Raw genomic sequence first — 16,292 nt, forward strand, 5'->3', positions numbered from 1 at the left:
TGACCGTGTTTTTTACATTTGAGCGGTTGCGTTCATCATTTGGATGGGATAATCGACCGTCAGTTGCGCCCGTGTGTGTGTACGGCAGATCTGCTCACCAGTGACTTTGAGGTCGTGAATGAGCTTTGTGCGTTCCGCCCACGGGATGCTTGTCATTTGTTCGTCAAACAGCCCGACGCTCTCTACGAAAAAGGGAACGACAATATCGGGATCGGCATAGACGTTCGTCTCCATTTCCTGGACGACTTGGATATTTGAAAAATATTCGGCAACTACTTGAGGGACTGTGTCTTCGTTGGGCAACAGCGTCTCTTTCGGTGAGCTTTTGAACAGTTTGCCAAATGGTTCAAACCACTGCTTGATAAAGGGGTTGTTCATCGGAAAACGAAGTGGATGAACGGAACAAAAAAAACCGCCTGGTTTCAGCACGCGCCGGATCTCTTTCACCGCCTCGGGGATTTCCGTGAGATGAAGAAAAATCATCCCCACCACCGCGTCAAATGAGGCATCCTCAAATGGCAGCGCCTCTGCTTTGGTCTGAACAAACTCAACCCAATCTTTTTGCAGTTCATCACGCTTGGCGATGGCTCTGTCGATCATCTTATGGGCCGGATCTGTCGCGATGACGTCACCGGCGGGGCCAACTGCGTCCGCCAAACCGCCATCAAACGTAAACGCGCCGTCGCCGCACCCGAGTTCAAGTACGCGACTGCCCGGTTGTATCTTGCAAAAATCGAGGAAGCGAAATCGCAAATTCAGCAAGTTGGGCGCGATGGTAGAGACGACTTTGTTGTAATCTTCTAATTCGCTGAAATGAGAAATGCGCAAGGACTGGTTCCGTTTGCGCAAATAACCGGTTTCCTGTAAAAGCAGTTCATATTGCTGCCGCCGCGTGCTCCCCATGCCGGTCAAACGAACATATCGCTCGTTGTCATCGATAAACAATTCGGTTGTACCAGCCGTACATGATAAAATGAGTTCATCATCCAGCGCATAATCAATCCAAGGCCGATGTAGCTTGCCGGACAAGAAGTCTGTTTCTTTTATACTCCCGTAATAGTGTATGGCGGAATAGTTTTCGAACAGGGTCAGTAGCGTATAGGCGCCTACAAAAAAGTCAAAACCGTGCTGGAGAACAAAGTTTTCTGTGAGATGAAGGGCGTCTTTCGCATATCTTTCCGTCACCGCCGCCTGACCAGTCTGTTCATACGACAAGTAGACGGCGGTTGAGGCGGCTGTCTCATAAATCGCCGTTTTGGGCAGGCGGGATGGGACAGGCAGGCGATTGAACACACGTGCGACATATTCGCGCCGCCAATTCGCTGCTGCAAAATCGCGCGCGCCCCAGTCGAGGAGATCGAATATATAGCTGTCAAAACGCACTTTGCCACCCACGTAAGCCAACCAGGGGCTGATGACGAGAGATGAGTTGCACAGCTCTTGTATCACATCGTGTAAATCTTCCAAATCGTACACGGCTTCGAGCCTCCTACAGCGGGACTGAGTAGATTTTACTTTGCGTTTTTTGATTTGGAAAGATCAAAACATGGCGTGTATATACAATGGTGTGATCAGAGGGCGAAAAGGAGATGTTGCAGTGGAAATTCAAAAAGGGGTTCATTTACTGGAGTCCACCAAAGGGAGCTTTGTCTACCTTGTGCTCGATAGAAATGAGCCGTTGCTCATCGATACGGGGAATCCCGGCAAACACGAGAAAATTGAAGCCGAACTGGCTAAATTGGGTGTGTCGTTGAACGATATCGCGCACATTTTGTTGACCCATTCGGATGTGGACCATATCGGCAACGCCAAATCGTTGCAGCGTGCATCTGGGGCGAAGGTATGGGCGCCGCAAGATGATTTGCCCTATATTCACGGCACAAAAAAACACAAGGGATTGCGCCGACTGATTGGTGCAGTGGTCAAAGCGGAAAAACCGGAGGTCGACGCCACGTATGAACCTGGGCAACACGTTGGTTCCGTTGAAATGATTCCCACGCCCGGCCACACGCCAGGGCATGTTTCATTCCGCTACGGAGATATCCTGTTTTACCGGCGATTTGGTCATGACCAGCAAAGGGAAGATCAAACCAGCGCCCAGCTTTTTGACAGCCGACAAAGTCAGCTTGAAAAGATCATTGCAAGATGTGGGCAAGCTATCGTTTGATTGGGTGTGTCCAGCGCATGGAACACCCGTCCGCAGGGGCAACCTGTGGGAAGCGATGATGCAGGGACGATAACACATGTTAAACTATAGGAAACCGTTAAGCTTTGGGGGGTTCTTCATGGAAGACACACTTCGGAAGATGGTGGATCTCGGCGTGGGGCTGATGTCATTCAGTCGTGACAAGATCACGGAGACGGCGAAACAATGGGCGGAAGAACGAAAATTGACACCTGTGCAAACCCGCCAGTTGATTCAAGCGCTTCTGGAGCGCGGTGAACAGAGCAGAACGGATTTGCAGCAGATGGTGCAAGAGCAGGTGAAAAAAAGTATGGAGCGCATCGGTATTCGTGAAAATCACGACGCGCTTCAAGCTGAACTGGTCTCGATACGTGAGTTGATGATACAGCTCAATGCGCGCGTCGAAGCGCTCGAAGCGCGTTTGACGGAAACACAGGAAGAAGGCCCTACACATTAAATCCGTGGCAGGTATTTAGATCCGTCGCGATGGAGCAGAGGGGATGGGCATGGTCGGACGACAGATTTTGGGTAAACGCGTGCGCCATTTGTCCCGTTATAAGGACATCGCGCAAATTCTGGTCGCAAACGGATTTGGCTGGTTCATCGATGAAATCGGTCTCAGTGACGTGATCGACATTCCGAGGCGTCTGTTTTCGCGGAAGCAAGAGCGCCAGACATTGACGACAGCGGAGCGAATTCGTCTGGTGATAGAGCAGTTGGGACCGACCTTTATTAAGTTAGGTCAAGTCGCCAGTTTACGTGCTGACGTATTTCCAAGTGAATTGCTGGATGAACTTGCGCGTCTGCAAGATGAAGTGCCGCCTGTTCCGTTTTCCGCTGTGCAGAGCATCGTGGAAACAGAACTGGGCCAGCCGCTTGCCGAGATATTCAGCGTATTTGACGAAGTGCCGGTTGGTTCGGCGTCGATTGGGCAAGTTCATCGCGCGGAACTGCTTGGCGGTCAAGAAGTGGCTGTCAAAGTGCAGCGGCCGGACATTGTCAAGAAAATTGAAATCGACTTGGACATTCTGATGGATCTCGCTCGAATGGCCGAGCGTCACTTCAGTTGGGCAAAACACTATTCGTTGAGCGATGTGGTGGAAGAATTTCGCTATACGTTGATGAATGAACTCAATTACACAATTGAGGGTCACAATGCTGACAAATTGCGGTCCATTCATGCTGAAGACCAACACGTGAAAGTGCCAGAAGTGAATTGGGACTGGACCACGACCAAAGTATTGACGATGGAGTACGTGCGGGGCATCAAGCTGACAAACCTGAAACTGCTCGAAGAAGCAGGATATGATGCGCATCTCATCGCGGAAAGAGCAGCCAATGCCATGTTCACGGAAATGCTTGTCCATGGTTTTTATCATGCGGATCCACACCCTGGGAATCTAGCTGTATTACCAGATCATAGTTTGTTGTTCATGGATTTTGGCATGGTTGGCCGTTTGACATCCGACATGAAGCGATTCCTGGCAAGTCTTATCGTTGGGCTGATGCGCGGGGATGCCGATGCCATCATTCGCACGCTGTATCGCATGAGCGTGGTGCCGCCAGACATTGACGACAACAAATTGCGCCGAGATGTCGAAGGGTTGCGCGAAAAGTATTACGACATGCCATTTCAGCAAATCAGCCTCGGTGAAGCGACCAGCGATCTATTTGCGGTCGCCTACCGACATCAGATCAAGATTCCCAGTGATCTGGCATTGGTCGGCAAGACTTTGATCACCATCGAAGGGGTGGTGGAGGCGCTGGATCCCTCTTTTCGCATTCTCAACATTGCCGAGCCATTTGGTCGAATGCTTTTAAAAGAGCGCATCAGCCCCAAAAATCTTCGGAAATCCACTTTGCGTGGAGCGCTTGAACTATTTGATTTCTTGAGCGATTTGCCCAAACAACTGCGTGCGATGATGGATGGGGTATCACGCGGCCGGATAAAAGTACAGTTGGAAATGTCAGAGGCAAAACCGCTGATTCGGCAATTGATTCGTATGAGCAACCGCTTGTCTCTGAGTATTTTACTGTTGTCCTTTAGCATCTTCATGGCAGGTCTCATGATCGCTTCGGCGTTGGCCAAAACCCCCTCGAGGCTGTGGGCGTTCCCAATGACGGATATCGGGACAATCGTCGGCCTCATCTTATTGTGTCTGCTCATCATTTCGATTTGGCGTTCTCACCGTTAGTGAAAAATCCGCTTGGAGCCGGGGGACACGCGTCGGTGACGATTTACGCGCGATGTCACTAAGATAAAGCAAGCCTGTGGGACAAGAAAACCCATCGAACACCCCCTCCTTCGGACGGCCAAATGCTTGTCCCACAGGTGAATACATAAGGAAGATCCCTTGGTGTTGGGATCAAATACGCTGCGCATTTCAGTCGGGATTGGAGTGGATGGGCTGTGAAGAGAATTGATTGGGCCAGATATTCTGCCAATCGCGTGTATGACCACCCGATTTCTGTCGGACTGCGGCAAAAAGAGTGCTTGCGTCCAGCGCAAATCCAGTCGGAAGTCTGGGTTGAGACATATGACATTGACGTTTTGCTGACTTGTCTTCAGATGTCGGATCAAGTGGTCCTCAATTCCATTTGGTTGGACAAGGACCGTTTTATGGCCTGCAAACATCACCTCCACCGCCATAGGACAGTGGTTGTTCCCTATGATAGAACCGCTGAAATGGACTGGGCGGCATGCTTGCATCATATGCTCGGTTGGTTCGACGAGGCAGGCATTCCACGTGAAAATTTAATCATTGATCTGTGTATTCGCCCGGCGGCAACGGAACAGTTTGAAGTGATTCGCGAGCGGGCAGCACTGGCAAAAGCGCTGTCTTTGGAAACGATGGCTGCTGCCGACAATTATGCGCATGGAACCGTATCGCGCAAAGCGGCTTTTCAAGATGCCATTCGTTTCTTTAAGTCCATCGACGTAGATTACGTCATCGTCAGTCGCATGTTGGAGAAATACGGCTTGGGGCATGAGATTGACGATTCAATTTAGATGCATAACCTGCAAAGTGCAGGGGATAATACTTTCATAGGAGTTGATGTGCCAACAAAACGAAAATTTTTTCGTCAAGTCGGAGCATCGGTAACCTATAAGCGAAAAGACGGCGAAAGCCGTCTTTTCGTGATCTTAGGGAATGCCAAGCTCCCCCTCATTTATCCGCTGTTCAAAGCAAAACCTCTGCGTCGATGATATGACCAGCCCGCACGTATTTGACGAGTGACGTCACTTCTTTCCATACCCATCTCTTTCCGCGCTCTGTGGTCCACCAGTTGTCTCTTCTCTCATAAGGACCATCCGCTGGACACAACGTATATTCGATCCAATGGGGCATGTAGGTTTGCAGCGTTAACCAACAACGTCGCATGTGTGAGGGGGAACTGACAACGAGCAGACGACGGATGTGATTCAGGCCAACGGCGCGATCCAACACCAATAGCGAGCAAAGTACATTTTCTGTCGTGTGGTTTGATTCTGTTTCGACAAGAATGTCTGATGCGGGGATGCCTTGTTCAATCGCCCACTTGCGCATGGTGATGGCCTCTGCAGGGATGGTCTGGCCGTAACGACTTCCTCCTGTCATGCATATCAGTGGCGCCCGCTTGGATTGATGCAGTTCAACGGCCTTTTCAACCCGCTCTGTACGCCCACCCCCGAAAACGAAGATACAGTCTCCGTTTTGACCGTCGTCACAAATACCATCGAATATGAGCTTTGTGATTTGCGCTCGTGACAACTTTTCAGGTTCAATATTGGAGATGAGCACGGTTGTCCCTCCTGCGGTTGGATTCTCCATCACCCTATGCCGTCGCGATGCGCAGCAACACGGCCACAGTACCACACTCACATTGGCCGTATATCTATTCAAGACAAGGCGCCCTGTTTGGGGAGCCGTGTGGTTGGCGATCACGTTGATGTGGACGTTTGTGTACATTCACATTGTGACGACGGTTTCTAGAATTTTTTTGCCATTTTAGATTACCATCGATATTAAGTGTAGTCCTGAATTCGCTGGCAAGGAAATATATTAGGGGGCAAGCGCTTCAGGTATACAGAGGGAAGATATGTATCAAGAAGGTGGTTGTCAGCAAATCATTAATGTGTTATTGTTAACCTGTTTTTAATGCGAATTTTGCTTTGTACATTAGGAGAATGTGGTATTGCTTTTCCGCTTGAATGAAATGAATAAGGTCAAGAACCCTTATGTAGATGAGGGGGGCGGAATTTTAGACAAATAGTCAGCCGTTGAATGAACGGAGTCAAAATGCTCGTCAGTTTAAATTCACACCAAATGAAAACGTTTACCTTTGTTCTTCCCGTGTGCTTTCTGTGAGGAGGTGACTGGATGAATCTGTTCCATGACGCAAATAGGTGAGTTGAAGACCATGCAATTCGGTGTTTTACAGACCATGCTTTTTGTGGATGTGGCTTTTGTCCTCGATTCTCAAAGATATCATTGGTGGTGATATGGTGATCGTACATGCTACGGAAACACAGGTAAAAAAGGTTTCTAAAGTGGGGACTCGTCAAGTCATCAAAAAAATCAGGCGACACTGGCAATTGTATTTGGTAATTGTGTTACCGTTCACTTTTCTGGTGGTATTCAATTACGTGCCTATGGTCGGTGTCCAGATTGCTTTTCGCAACTACAATCCAGTCCAGGGGATCTGGCGCAGTCCGTGGATTGGCATGCAGGAATTCTCTTTTTTCTATCACTCTCCATATTTTTGGCCAGTGATTCGCAATACGCTGACCATCAGTATTTATTCCTTGCTCGTCGGAACGCCGACAGCGCTCATCCTGGCGCTTTCCCTAAACGAAGTCAAGCATGAACGTTTTAAGCGCGTTGTGCAGATGTTTACGTATGCTCCGTATTTTATTTCTACTGTAGTCATGGTTGGCATCATGGAGATCATCCTATCTCCCTCCGCAGGCCTTTTGGGTCAAATCGCTCAAGTGCTTGGGATTCACAATGTCCCTAACATCTTGGGAAGCTCTAAAGCTTTTCCCTCACTGTATGTCTGGTCTGGTGTCTGGCAAGAAACTGGTTATGGCGCTGTGATTTACTTGGCAGCATTGGCGAACGTGAATCCGGAACTGTATGAAGCGGCGAAGATCGACGGTGCGTCACGATTGCAGAAAATATGGCACGTAGATCTGCCTGCGATACGGCCGACCATCATCATCCTGTTCATTCTCTCCGTTGGCGGCATTTTGGGCGTTGGATTTGAAAAGGCTTTTCTGTTGCAGAATTCGCTGAACCTCAGCGCCTCAGAAATCATCTCTACCTACACTTACAAAATGGGGTTGGTCGATGCAAATTTCAGCTTTTCCGCTGCGGTTGGCTTGCTGAATTCGGCGGTTGGTTTCATTCTCATCCTGATTGTCAATTTTGTGGCCAGAAAAGTCTCTGAGACAAGTCTGTTTTGAAAGGAGAGAAATCAGCATGAGCGCATCTACCGCTGTACGGGAATCCATGGGGGATCGGGTTTTTCTGGTTGCGATATACGTTTTCCTGAGCGTCATTATGATCATCGTTGCCTATCCGCTCATCTATGTATTTAGTTCATCATTTAGCTCTGCTTCTGCCGTCATTGCAGGGAAGGTTTGGCTGTGGCCAGTACAGCCGACTTTAGATGGATATATGGGCGTCTTTCGCTACCCGGAGGTTTGGACGGGTTATCTCAATTCGATCATCTACACGGTCTGTGGTTCTATTTTAAGCGTCGTGTTGACAATCATGATGGCTTACCCACTGTCGAAAAAGGATTTTTACGGCCGTAAATTTTTTACGTGGGCATTGCTTTTTTCCATGATGTTCAGCGGCGGTCTGATTCCGTTCTACTTGTTGGTCAAATCATTGGGATTGCTGAATACGCGTCTGTCTATGATCATTCCGGGCGCTTTGAGTGTGTTTTCTGTCATTGTGGCCAAAAGTTTTTTCCAATCCACGATTCCGGAGGATCTATATGAGGCGGCGGAACTAGATGGTTGTAGTGATATCAATTTCTTAGTGAGGATTGTGTTACCGCTATCAAAGCCCATCATCGCTGTTTTGGTGCTCTGGTCTGTAGTGGGACAGTGGAACTCGTATTTTAATGCCCTGATTTTTTTGAATTCGCAGAGTCTTTATCCTCTGCAACTGGTTTTGCGCGAGATTTTGATTCTGAACAATGTTTCGATGTCGTCGATGAATCTTTCGCCGGAGCAGTTAAAGTTGTTTCAGGATATGAAGACATTGCTGCAGTACTCCCTGATTGTCGTTGCGAGTGTGCCTGTATTGTTGATGTACCCGCTGGCACAAAAATATTTCGTAAAAGGCGTGATGATTGGGTCGGTGAAAGAGTAGCGATCCCGGTGGGCCGTCGCGCCAGCATTTGAATTGCATGCTCGTCCATTTAAACCGTTAATTTGCTGGAAATCAAAGATAAATAGGGGGAAATGAACTTGAAGTCGCTGCATGTAAAGAAGCTGTCCTTATCTACCGCAATTGCCATTCTAGGAATCGGTGTCACTGGCTGCAGCAGCAATCAGGGCAATACATCCAATTCTTCCGGTTCGTCCGCTTCAAACACCATTTCCTTCTTTGCTTCTCCATCAGAAGGTATGAATTTGCAGACGAATTGGTTTACGAAATATATCCAAAAAAAGTTTAACATTCAAATCAATTGGGTACAGGTGCCCAGCAGTGATGTGGCGACGAAACAGTCATTGCTTTTATCGAGTGGCGACTATCCAGATGTCTTTTGGAGCGGTTCTTTCTCCAATTCAGATGTCCTGAAGTATTCACAGGAAAGAATTCTTGTGCCCTTAAACAGTTTGATCAAACAATATGCGCCGAATGTTTGGAAAGGCATTCAGACGTTTCCCGGCCTAAAGCAGGACGTGACGGCGCCAGATGGCAACATCTATGGTCTGCCTGGTGTCAATTACTGTTTCCACTGCGATTGGTCCAATAAACTTTGGATAAACACATCGCTGTTGCAAAAATACGGTCTGCAAATGCCGACGACGACGCAGGAATTCACCCACGTGCTGCAGGTTTTCAAACAGCACGGCCTCACGCCGTTATCCGGATCAACAGATGGCTGGAATTCCGACCCCACGACATTTTTGATGAACGCATTCATCTATGACGACGGCACAGATTACTTCGATGTGAACAACGGGAAAGTTTCGTTCGCGCCCGTTCAACCCCAATGGAAGCAAGGTCTGGAGTATATCCACAACTTGTATGCAGAGGGTTTATTGGATCACCAGGTATACAGCCAGCAAACGAGTATTTTGCAGCGTGAAGTCGCCGCTGGGAAGGTCGGCGCTGCGCCTGGTGGGGATTCGGCGGTCTTTGTGAACTACACAGCGACAAGCAACAACTATAAACAGTGGCTGACAGTGCCTCCTTTGAAGGGACCAGATGGCGTTCAGTACGCGGCATTCAGCGGCAATGGTCCAAGTGGTATTACGTTTGCAATCACCAACAAAGCGACCAAAGCTCAGGAGATCGCGTTGATGAAGCTACTCAACTTCATTTGGACGCCGATGGGGAACCAGGTATTTGATTTTGGGCCGGAAGGGAACCTCTGGACGAAAGCCAAGAAGGGGCAAAAAGGGCTGAACGGCAAACAAGCGCTCTTTAAGACAGATTGGGGTAAATTGACCAAGCCGCAAAACGAGGGTTACAGCCAAATGGGTCCGATGTATCAAAACGAGGTATGGCGCGATGGCGATGTCGCGGCTCCGCCGTACTCTTATACCGGCATCACACAAAGTCTTTTGCAACTGGAGACGGAGAAAAATTACGCCGGGCATCAACCAAAAGAGGTGTATCCCAACGGTGTTTGGATTCCAAGCGCCGAAAACCAACAATACGCATTGGATCAAACCAATATTGACAACTACGTAAAACAGTGGACGAGCGAGTTTATTGTCGGCAGCAAATCCATCGACAAAGACTGGAACACATACGTACAAGGTTTGAACAATCTGGATTTGGCGCAGTATCTCAAGATGTCGCAGGATGCCATGAAAAAGCCGTTCGATACCAGTTCGTTTCAATCAGATCCACAAGATATTCAATTTTTAGAGTCTCTCCAATGAGTGAAATCAGCGCGTGAGACATGAAGCCATTTTTGAAGGGGGGTGAGGAGTGGGACAGTCAAGAAATGCATCACCAAGCCGACCTTGTGAATCAAATACATCCATGTGACCCGTATACCGGGGGCCTGGTGAGCGATAAGGGAACGTATTTGGAGCGATATGAGGAGGTCAGGTGTTTTGAAACGAAAAACTTCTAAAAAATTTGTCTCTTCAGCGGGGATGGCCGCAGTTCTGGTCTTTGGCGTCACTGCGTGCAGTAGTCCCTCGTCCAACTCTCCAGCGAATACATCGTCGAATTCGTCATCAGGCGGCGTCACTGCGGTCTCGATGTTCGCTTCTCCAGGCGGCGACATCATCAATCTGAATACCAACTGGTTTACAAAATATGTGGAGAAGAAATTCAACATCAAAATTAATTGGGTGCAAGTTCCGAGCAGCGACGTGGCGACAAAACAGTCTTTGCTCCTGTCGAGCGGAGATTATCCAGACGTATTTTGGAGTGGATCGTTCTCCAATGCGGATGTATTGAAGTATTCACAACAAGGAATCTTGGTTCCCTTGAATGATCTGATCAAACAATATGCACCCAATCTCGAAAAGGCCATACAAACTGATCCAGGGTTGAAACAAGATGTGACTGCACCGGATGGAAATATTTATGCGCTCCCGGGCTACAATTATTGTTTTCACTGCATGTGGTCCTCTAAGCTCTGGATTAACAGCGCGTTGTTAAAGAAATATGGATTACAGGTGCCGACGACAACGCAAGCATTTACGCAAACGCTCGAAGCCCTGAAACAACATGGCATTACACCACTGACAGGTGACACAGATGGATGGAACGGAAATCCGACGACATTTCTGATGAACTCGTTTATTTACGACGATGGGTCAGATTATTTCGACGTGAATAACGGGAAAATCACCTTCGCGCCGATTCAAGATCAATGGAAGCAGGGGCTCGAGTATATTCACAGTCTGTACACCCAAGGCTTGTTGGATCGTCAGGCGTTTAGTCAAAAAGAGAGCATCGTGGACAGAGAGGTCGCTCAAAACAAGGTGGCGATGGTTCCTGAAGGGAATTTTGCCGCCGTCACCAGCGTTCCATCCATTATTAAAAATTGGGCGACCATGGCGCCGTTGAAAGGTCCGAATGGTGTGCAGTATGCCACCTTCTATTCACCGGTTCCAAGTGGCGCGTCTTTTGCCATTACCAATAAGGCATCCAAGACCGAAGAGATTCAGATGATGAAGTTATTGAATTTCATCTGGACACCAGAAGGAACACAAATGCTAGACTTCGGGCCGAGCGGTAAATACTGGACTCCTGCGAAGAAGGGCCAGCTCGGTCTAGACGGAAAACAAGCGTTGTTCAACACCGACTGGAACAAGTTTTACAACGGCGGATCGCAGCAAAATGAAGGCTGGGATCAGATGGGTCCCATCGACCAATCCGAAATCTGGCGAAACGGTGGCGTCGCAGTTCCTCCATATTCGCCCAGTGGCTTGACCAGCAGTCTGCTTCAGTTGGAGACTGAGAAAAATTACGCAGGTCATCAACCGCCGGAAGTATACCCAGGGAATGTCTGGATTCCCACTGCGGAAAACCAGCAGTACGCAATGTACCAAACCAACATCGATAATTTCGTGAACCAATGGACGAGCGAATTCATTGTCGGATCGAAATCCATTGATAAGGATTGGAACACATATGTGCAAGGTGTCGAAAACCTCGGCTTGGATCAGTACATCAAGATGTCACAAAGCGCAATGGGCAAACCGTTTGACACGAGTCAATATCAACCGGATCCAAAAGATGTGAAATTCCTGGAATCACTCAAGTGACAAGAATCGCATTCACGCATATGTTGAGGAGGGAAGCAATGTGACAGATTATCTATGGCCAGAGCAGTATGGAGATCCCAGTTGGTTGTTGAATGATCGCTTTGGGCTGTTCATCCACTGGGGTTTATATTCAGCCGCAGCCCGGCATGAGTGGGTTATGAATCGGGAGCGCATTCACCCAGATAAGTACAATCAATACTTTGAGCATTTCGATCCCGATTTGTACAATCCGCAGGTATGGGCCGAAGCTGCCAAAGACGCGGGTATGAAGTATTTTGTCGTGACGACGAAACACCACGAGGGATTTGCGCTCTGGGATTCACAGTTGACCGATTACAAGGCGACGAACACGCCTGTCCAAAAAGATTTGCTGCGTCCCATGGTCGATGCGTTTCGCGAGCAAGGGCTGAAGGTGGGCTTTTATCACTCGCTCATTGATTGGCATCATCCGGAGTTTCCTGTGGATGGACTTCACCCTCAGCGCGACGATGAAGCGTTTAAGCGGCAAGCCGCTGAACGGGATATCAAGAAATATGCGGCGTACCTGCATGGTCAAGTGAGAGAACTGTTGACGAATTACGGAAAAGTGGATTATTTATGGTTCGATTTCTCCTATGCGCGAGAAAATTGGGGTTGGTCCAAGGGCAAAGGGGCAGATGACTGGCAATCTGCAGCGTTGGAGAAAATGGTGCTTGAGCTCCAGCCAAACATCCTAATCAATGACCGGCTCGATCTCGACAGAGGCGTGGGTACACCAGAGCAGTATCAACCGAGCGGATTGATACTCAAAGACGGCAAACCGGTGATCTGGGAGGCTTGTCAAACGCTCAATGGCAGTTGGGGATACGATAGAGATAATCTCGATTGGAAATCAGTTGATCTTCTCGTAAAAATGCTGATTGACACGGTGTCAAAGGGCGGCAATCTGCTGCTCAACGTCGGGCCGAATGCCCGTGGTGAGATCGATGAGCGCGCACTGGAGACATTGCGCGGCATCGGGAAGTGGATGCGTCTACACTCGCGCTCCATCTACGGCGCCACAAACAGCGAATTTACCGCGCCGCCTGATTGTCGCTACACACAGCGGGGGGATCGCCTGTATTTGCACATTTTTTCATGGCCGTTCAAGCACATTCAATTGCCGGGGTTGGCTGGCCGCGTGAAGTACGCTCAATTTTTGAATGACGCGTCTGAAATTCAATTTGGGGAAGCTGTGGAAAGCGTGAATGTTCCACATGGCGCTTCCGTAGAAGCGGGCAATGTCATTTTGGAACTGCCGATTCAGAGACCTGACGTGGCGGTGCCAGTAGTGGAGTTGTTCTTGAAGTGAAAGCGCTTAAAGTATAGGCGGCAAGCAATCGGGCAGCGCAAAATATGCTTTTTGCGTATTCATGCAAGTGGTCGATGGGAATGCTCGCCAATCAACACTACTGATGGGCAGGGGCGACCGGAGCAACAACCCTTTACGGATAGCGGCGCAGGGTAGGATGAGAAACGCGCATCCCTCCTGTGCCGTTTTGTTGAACGGCAAACGACATACATACAGGTCATTTGTGCAAGACGCGGGTGGACAGCACAATGTCGAATGTGGCGGAAAGCTGGCATGAGATCAGATGAATTTGCCCTTTTCCCTTTTCGCGCGTCATCTGTGGTGTATTTTGTAACCAGCTGGAATCGTGCAAACGTCAATCAATCAGCACATCGAGAATGGCGCGGCAACGAGGTGCGCGCTTTAGTTTCGGGGCAGGCATTGTGATCGAGATGTGTATGAGCGTGTGGTAGGATGTATTTGGTAATCCATCTGGATATTGAGTTACTCTTAAGGCGAATCTGGCCATTTCCTGATGGTGGTTCTACCTATAAGTTTGAGAAGTTTCTTCTTTGCGCATCGTTCTCGTAAATCGGACAAACAGAGACATGGGCCATCAGTGATCGACAGTGAAAATAGAGTAATTCATGAGGTATCTGCGTCAAATGGTGAGGCTTGACTACGGCGATCTCGCCGAATTGAACTTGATATACGGAATCCTGTTGACAGAGTTTATGGAGAGAAAGTTGATTAGGCTCAAGAACGAATATCCAAGCCCGCCATTGTCTGGTGCAGACGTAAGTCGTATTTTCTCACTACTTGGAGAGAAGAACATGATTGATCTTAGGGAGAGAGCGGAACATGCTAAAAAGGCGAGTGCGGCGCAGAAGACAAAACAATCTTTAATTGCAAATTTGATCAATAAAAAAACCACTTCCTTCTTGAATAGTCTCAAGAAACAAGTGGTTTCTGGTGAGTGGAACCGTGTCTCGCAACGACCACACGGTACACATAAAGCGCAAAACCCTGTCAAATCAATTATGGTAGCGGCGAGTGGACTCGAACCACCGACTCCACGGGTATGAACCGTGTGCTCTAACCAGCTGAGCTACGCCGCCATGACCTTAATGGTGGCTCGGGACGGAATCGAACCGCCGACACGAGGATTTTCAGTCCTCTGCTCTACCGACTGAGCTACCGAGCCTTGTGGTTGCGGGGGCAGGACTTGAACCTGCGACCTTCGGGTTATGAGCCCGACGAGCTGCCAACTGCTCCACCCCGCGGCGTGGTGGACGTTGACGGGCTCGAACCGCCGACCCTCTGCTTGTAAGGCAGATGCTCTCCCAACTGAGCTAAACGTCCATGTTATCATATGTAATTGTGGTTTAGTACAAAGTCCACAAATGGTGACCCCAGCGGGACTCGAACCCGCGTTACCGCCGTGAAAGGGCGGTGTCTTAACCGCTTGACCATGGGGCCGTGCGCTGGCTCCCCGAGTAGGATTCGAACCTACGACCCTCCGGTTAACAGCCGGATGCTCTACCGCTGAGCTATCGAGGAAAGTGGTGGAGGTAAACGGATTCGAACCGATGACCCCCTGCTTGCAAGGCAGGTGCTCTCCCAGCTGAGCTATACCCCCACGAAACTGGCGTGCCCTGAGAGATTCGAACTCCCGACCTTTTGATTCGTAGTCAAACGCTCTATCCAGCTGAGCTAAGGGCACAATGGCTGGGGAAGAAGGATTCGAACCTTCGCATGACGGTACCAAAAACCGTTGCCTTACCGCTTGGCTATTCCCCAATATGGGGTGAGTAGTGGGAATTGAACCCACGTATGCCGGAATCACAATCCGGTGCGTTAACCCCTTCGCCATACTCACCATATTGTATATCTGCCCATCATGCCCACATTTGCATTAACTATGCAATCTACAAGCACAATTGCAGATGGTGGAGGGGGTAGGATTCGAACCTACGAAGCATTCCGCAACGGATTTACAGTCCGCTCCATTTGGCCACTTTGGTACCCCTCCGTGTCGTTCGCAGCGTCGCGAAACACTCGCAGCGCGCATTGAGTAAGATACCACGGGCTATTTGGCGAAGTCAAGACCAATCCAGATATTTTTTTCACTTTTTGTTCTGTACAGCCACATTTAAAAAATCACTTCCTATATATACGGTCATTATTTCCCCATGCGCAGTTCATTTTTAAAGTCTCTACAATACGCTGTTGGTTCGATCCGAATGTGATTGACGTGTCCTTGCATGATGGAGGGTGTGCATTTGGTCATGGGCCATTGTACTATGTGATTGGAATCCCTGTGCAGAATCTCATGTTGAAAATCATGCAGGCAGTCGACAGTGAACAGGACATTTTAATATTGCAAATTGGTGTTGAAGCCATGATGGTCAGCAATAACAAGAGTGAAAATCTGTACAATAAGGTGTTGTGAGAACCTCATACTATAAGTCGTGAAATCACTATCAGTGAGCTATACATTATAGATAAAACTCGGTAGTTTTGATGCACAAATAAAAAAAGATAAAAAGATGCTTGACTCGGATTTGAAAGGCGTGCTAAGATAGCAAACGTCGCTAAGACAGCGGCGGCAAACAAGCCCAGCATCATTCGGGTTTAGCTTGTCTGATGCATGGCATGAAGTCAAGCAGTTTTGGCTTCAAATTGGTACCTTGAAAACTAAACACACAGCCACGCCTTGAGCGATTCAACGTGGGTAACCACGAAAAGCAAGACAACATTTGTTGAGAGTTTGATCCTGGCTCAGGACGAACGCTGGCGGCGTGCCTAATACATGCAAGTCGAGCGGACTTCTTCGGAAG

General features: G+C 48.7%; 13 protein-coding genes, 11 tRNA genes and 1 rRNA gene. 12 read left to right on the plus strand and 13 right to left on the minus strand.

The features are described from left to right. Positions 1-12: 12 nt before the first annotated feature. A complete protein-coding gene (locus ACFSB2_RS01990; protein ID WP_377940906.1) occupies positions 13-1,476 on the minus strand; it encodes a class I SAM-dependent methyltransferase in 1,464 nt (487 codons plus the stop codon). A 121-nt stretch (positions 1,477-1,597) separates the two neighbouring features. Between ACFSB2_RS01990 and ACFSB2_RS01995 the strand changes: the two genes are divergently transcribed. The 4 genes from ACFSB2_RS01995 to ACFSB2_RS02010 all read left to right on the plus strand — a co-directional run bounded on the left by ACFSB2_RS01995 (position 1,598) and on the right by ACFSB2_RS02010 (position 5,195). Continuing rightward, positions 1,598-2,167: an MBL fold metallo-hydrolase gene (locus ACFSB2_RS01995; RefSeq protein ID WP_377940908.1), complete on the plus strand. Its 570-nt coding sequence runs from the start codon at positions 1,598-1,600 to the stop codon at positions 2,165-2,167. Between the two features lie 118 nt (positions 2,168-2,285). Next, on the plus strand, positions 2,286-2,642 hold the full coding sequence (locus tag ACFSB2_RS02000) for a phasin family protein (RefSeq protein ID WP_377940909.1): 357 nt from the start codon (positions 2,286-2,288) through the stop codon (positions 2,640-2,642). Between the two features lie 49 nt (positions 2,643-2,691). Beyond that, positions 2,692-4,380, plus strand: a complete 1,689-nt coding sequence (locus tag ACFSB2_RS02005; protein ID WP_377940911.1) for an ABC1 kinase family protein — start codon at positions 2,692-2,694, stop codon at positions 4,378-4,380. Between the two features lie 215 nt (positions 4,381-4,595). Continuing rightward, positions 4,596-5,195: a hypothetical protein gene (locus ACFSB2_RS02010; RefSeq protein ID WP_377940912.1), complete on the plus strand. Its 600-nt coding sequence runs from the start codon at positions 4,596-4,598 to the stop codon at positions 5,193-5,195. 172 nt (positions 5,196-5,367) lie between these two features. On the opposite strand, the gene ACFSB2_RS02015 is transcribed toward ACFSB2_RS02010, so the two are convergent. Then, positions 5,368-5,967 (minus strand): YdcF family protein, encoded by a 600-nt coding sequence (locus ACFSB2_RS02015; protein ID WP_377940913.1) that lies wholly within the window; start codon positions 5,965-5,967, stop codon positions 5,368-5,370. 701 nt (positions 5,968-6,668) lie between these two features. Between ACFSB2_RS02015 and ACFSB2_RS02020 the strand changes: the two genes are divergently transcribed. The 6 genes from ACFSB2_RS02020 to ACFSB2_RS02045 all read left to right on the plus strand — a co-directional run bounded on the left by ACFSB2_RS02020 (position 6,669) and on the right by ACFSB2_RS02045 (position 13,899). Beyond that, positions 6,669-7,631, plus strand: a complete 963-nt coding sequence (locus ACFSB2_RS02020; protein WP_377940931.1) for an ABC transporter permease — start codon at positions 6,669-6,671, stop codon at positions 7,629-7,631. 16 nt (positions 7,632-7,647) lie between these two features. Continuing rightward, positions 7,648-8,550 carry a carbohydrate ABC transporter permease gene (locus ACFSB2_RS02025; protein WP_377940914.1) on the plus strand — a complete coding sequence of 301 codons (903 nt, stop codon included), beginning with the start codon at positions 7,648-7,650 and terminating at the stop codon, positions 8,548-8,550. Positions 8,551-8,648: 98 nt separating this feature from the next. Then, positions 8,649-10,298: an extracellular solute-binding protein gene (locus tag ACFSB2_RS02030; RefSeq protein WP_377940916.1), complete on the plus strand. Its 1,650-nt coding sequence runs from the start codon at positions 8,649-8,651 to the stop codon at positions 10,296-10,298. A gap of 177 nt (positions 10,299-10,475) precedes the next feature. Further along, a complete protein-coding gene (locus ACFSB2_RS02035) occupies positions 10,476-12,143 on the plus strand; it encodes an extracellular solute-binding protein (protein ID WP_377940918.1) in 1,668 nt (555 codons plus the stop codon). A 40-nt stretch (positions 12,144-12,183) separates the two neighbouring features. Continuing rightward, positions 12,184-13,473 (plus strand): alpha-L-fucosidase, encoded by a 1,290-nt coding sequence (locus ACFSB2_RS02040; protein WP_377940921.1) that lies wholly within the window; start codon positions 12,184-12,186, stop codon positions 13,471-13,473. A gap of 273 nt (positions 13,474-13,746) precedes the next feature. Further along, positions 13,747-13,899, plus strand: a complete 153-nt coding sequence (locus ACFSB2_RS02045) for a hypothetical protein (RefSeq protein ID WP_377940924.1) — start codon at positions 13,747-13,749, stop codon at positions 13,897-13,899. Positions 13,900-14,493: 594 nt separating this feature from the next. Here the strand turns inward: ACFSB2_RS02045 and ACFSB2_RS02050 are convergent. The 11 genes from ACFSB2_RS02050 to ACFSB2_RS02100 all read right to left on the minus strand — a co-directional run bounded on the left by ACFSB2_RS02050 (position 14,494) and on the right by ACFSB2_RS02100 (position 15,484). Continuing rightward, positions 14,494-14,570 (minus strand) — tRNA-Met (locus ACFSB2_RS02050). Positions 14,571-14,580: 10 nt separating this feature from the next. Next, positions 14,581-14,656: transfer RNA gene (locus ACFSB2_RS02055), tRNA-Phe, on the minus strand. A gap of 3 nt (positions 14,657-14,659) precedes the next feature. Then, positions 14,660-14,735, minus strand: a tRNA-Met gene (locus ACFSB2_RS02060). Positions 14,736-14,738: 3 nt separating this feature from the next. Further along, a tRNA-Val gene (locus tag ACFSB2_RS02065) sits at positions 14,739-14,814 on the minus strand. A gap of 42 nt (positions 14,815-14,856) precedes the next feature. Then, positions 14,857-14,931 (minus strand) — tRNA-Glu (locus tag ACFSB2_RS02070). A gap of 6 nt (positions 14,932-14,937) precedes the next feature. After that, positions 14,938-15,012: transfer RNA gene (locus tag ACFSB2_RS02075), tRNA-Asn, on the minus strand. A gap of 3 nt (positions 15,013-15,015) precedes the next feature. Next, positions 15,016-15,091, minus strand: a tRNA-Ala gene (locus ACFSB2_RS02080). Between the two features lie 7 nt (positions 15,092-15,098). Then, a tRNA-Arg gene (locus ACFSB2_RS02085) sits at positions 15,099-15,175 on the minus strand. A gap of 2 nt (positions 15,176-15,177) precedes the next feature. After that, positions 15,178-15,252 (minus strand) — tRNA-Gln (locus ACFSB2_RS02090). Between the two features lie 3 nt (positions 15,253-15,255). Next, positions 15,256-15,331: transfer RNA gene (locus ACFSB2_RS02095), tRNA-His, on the minus strand. 68 nt (positions 15,332-15,399) lie between these two features. Then, positions 15,400-15,484, minus strand: a tRNA-Tyr gene (locus ACFSB2_RS02100). A gap of 222 nt (positions 15,485-15,706) precedes the next feature. Here ACFSB2_RS02100 and ACFSB2_RS02105 point away from each other — a divergent pair. Further along, positions 15,707-15,904 (plus strand): hypothetical protein, encoded by a 198-nt coding sequence (locus ACFSB2_RS02105; protein WP_377940926.1) that lies wholly within the window; start codon positions 15,707-15,709, stop codon positions 15,902-15,904. Positions 15,905-16,210: 306 nt separating this feature from the next. After that, a 16S ribosomal RNA gene (locus ACFSB2_RS02110) occupies positions 16,211-16,292 on the plus strand; the annotation flags it as partial.

Source organism: Alicyclobacillus fodiniaquatilis (genome assembly GCF_042678105.1).
Lineage (GTDB): Bacteria > Bacillota > Bacilli > Alicyclobacillales > Alicyclobacillaceae > Alicyclobacillus > Alicyclobacillus fodiniaquatilis.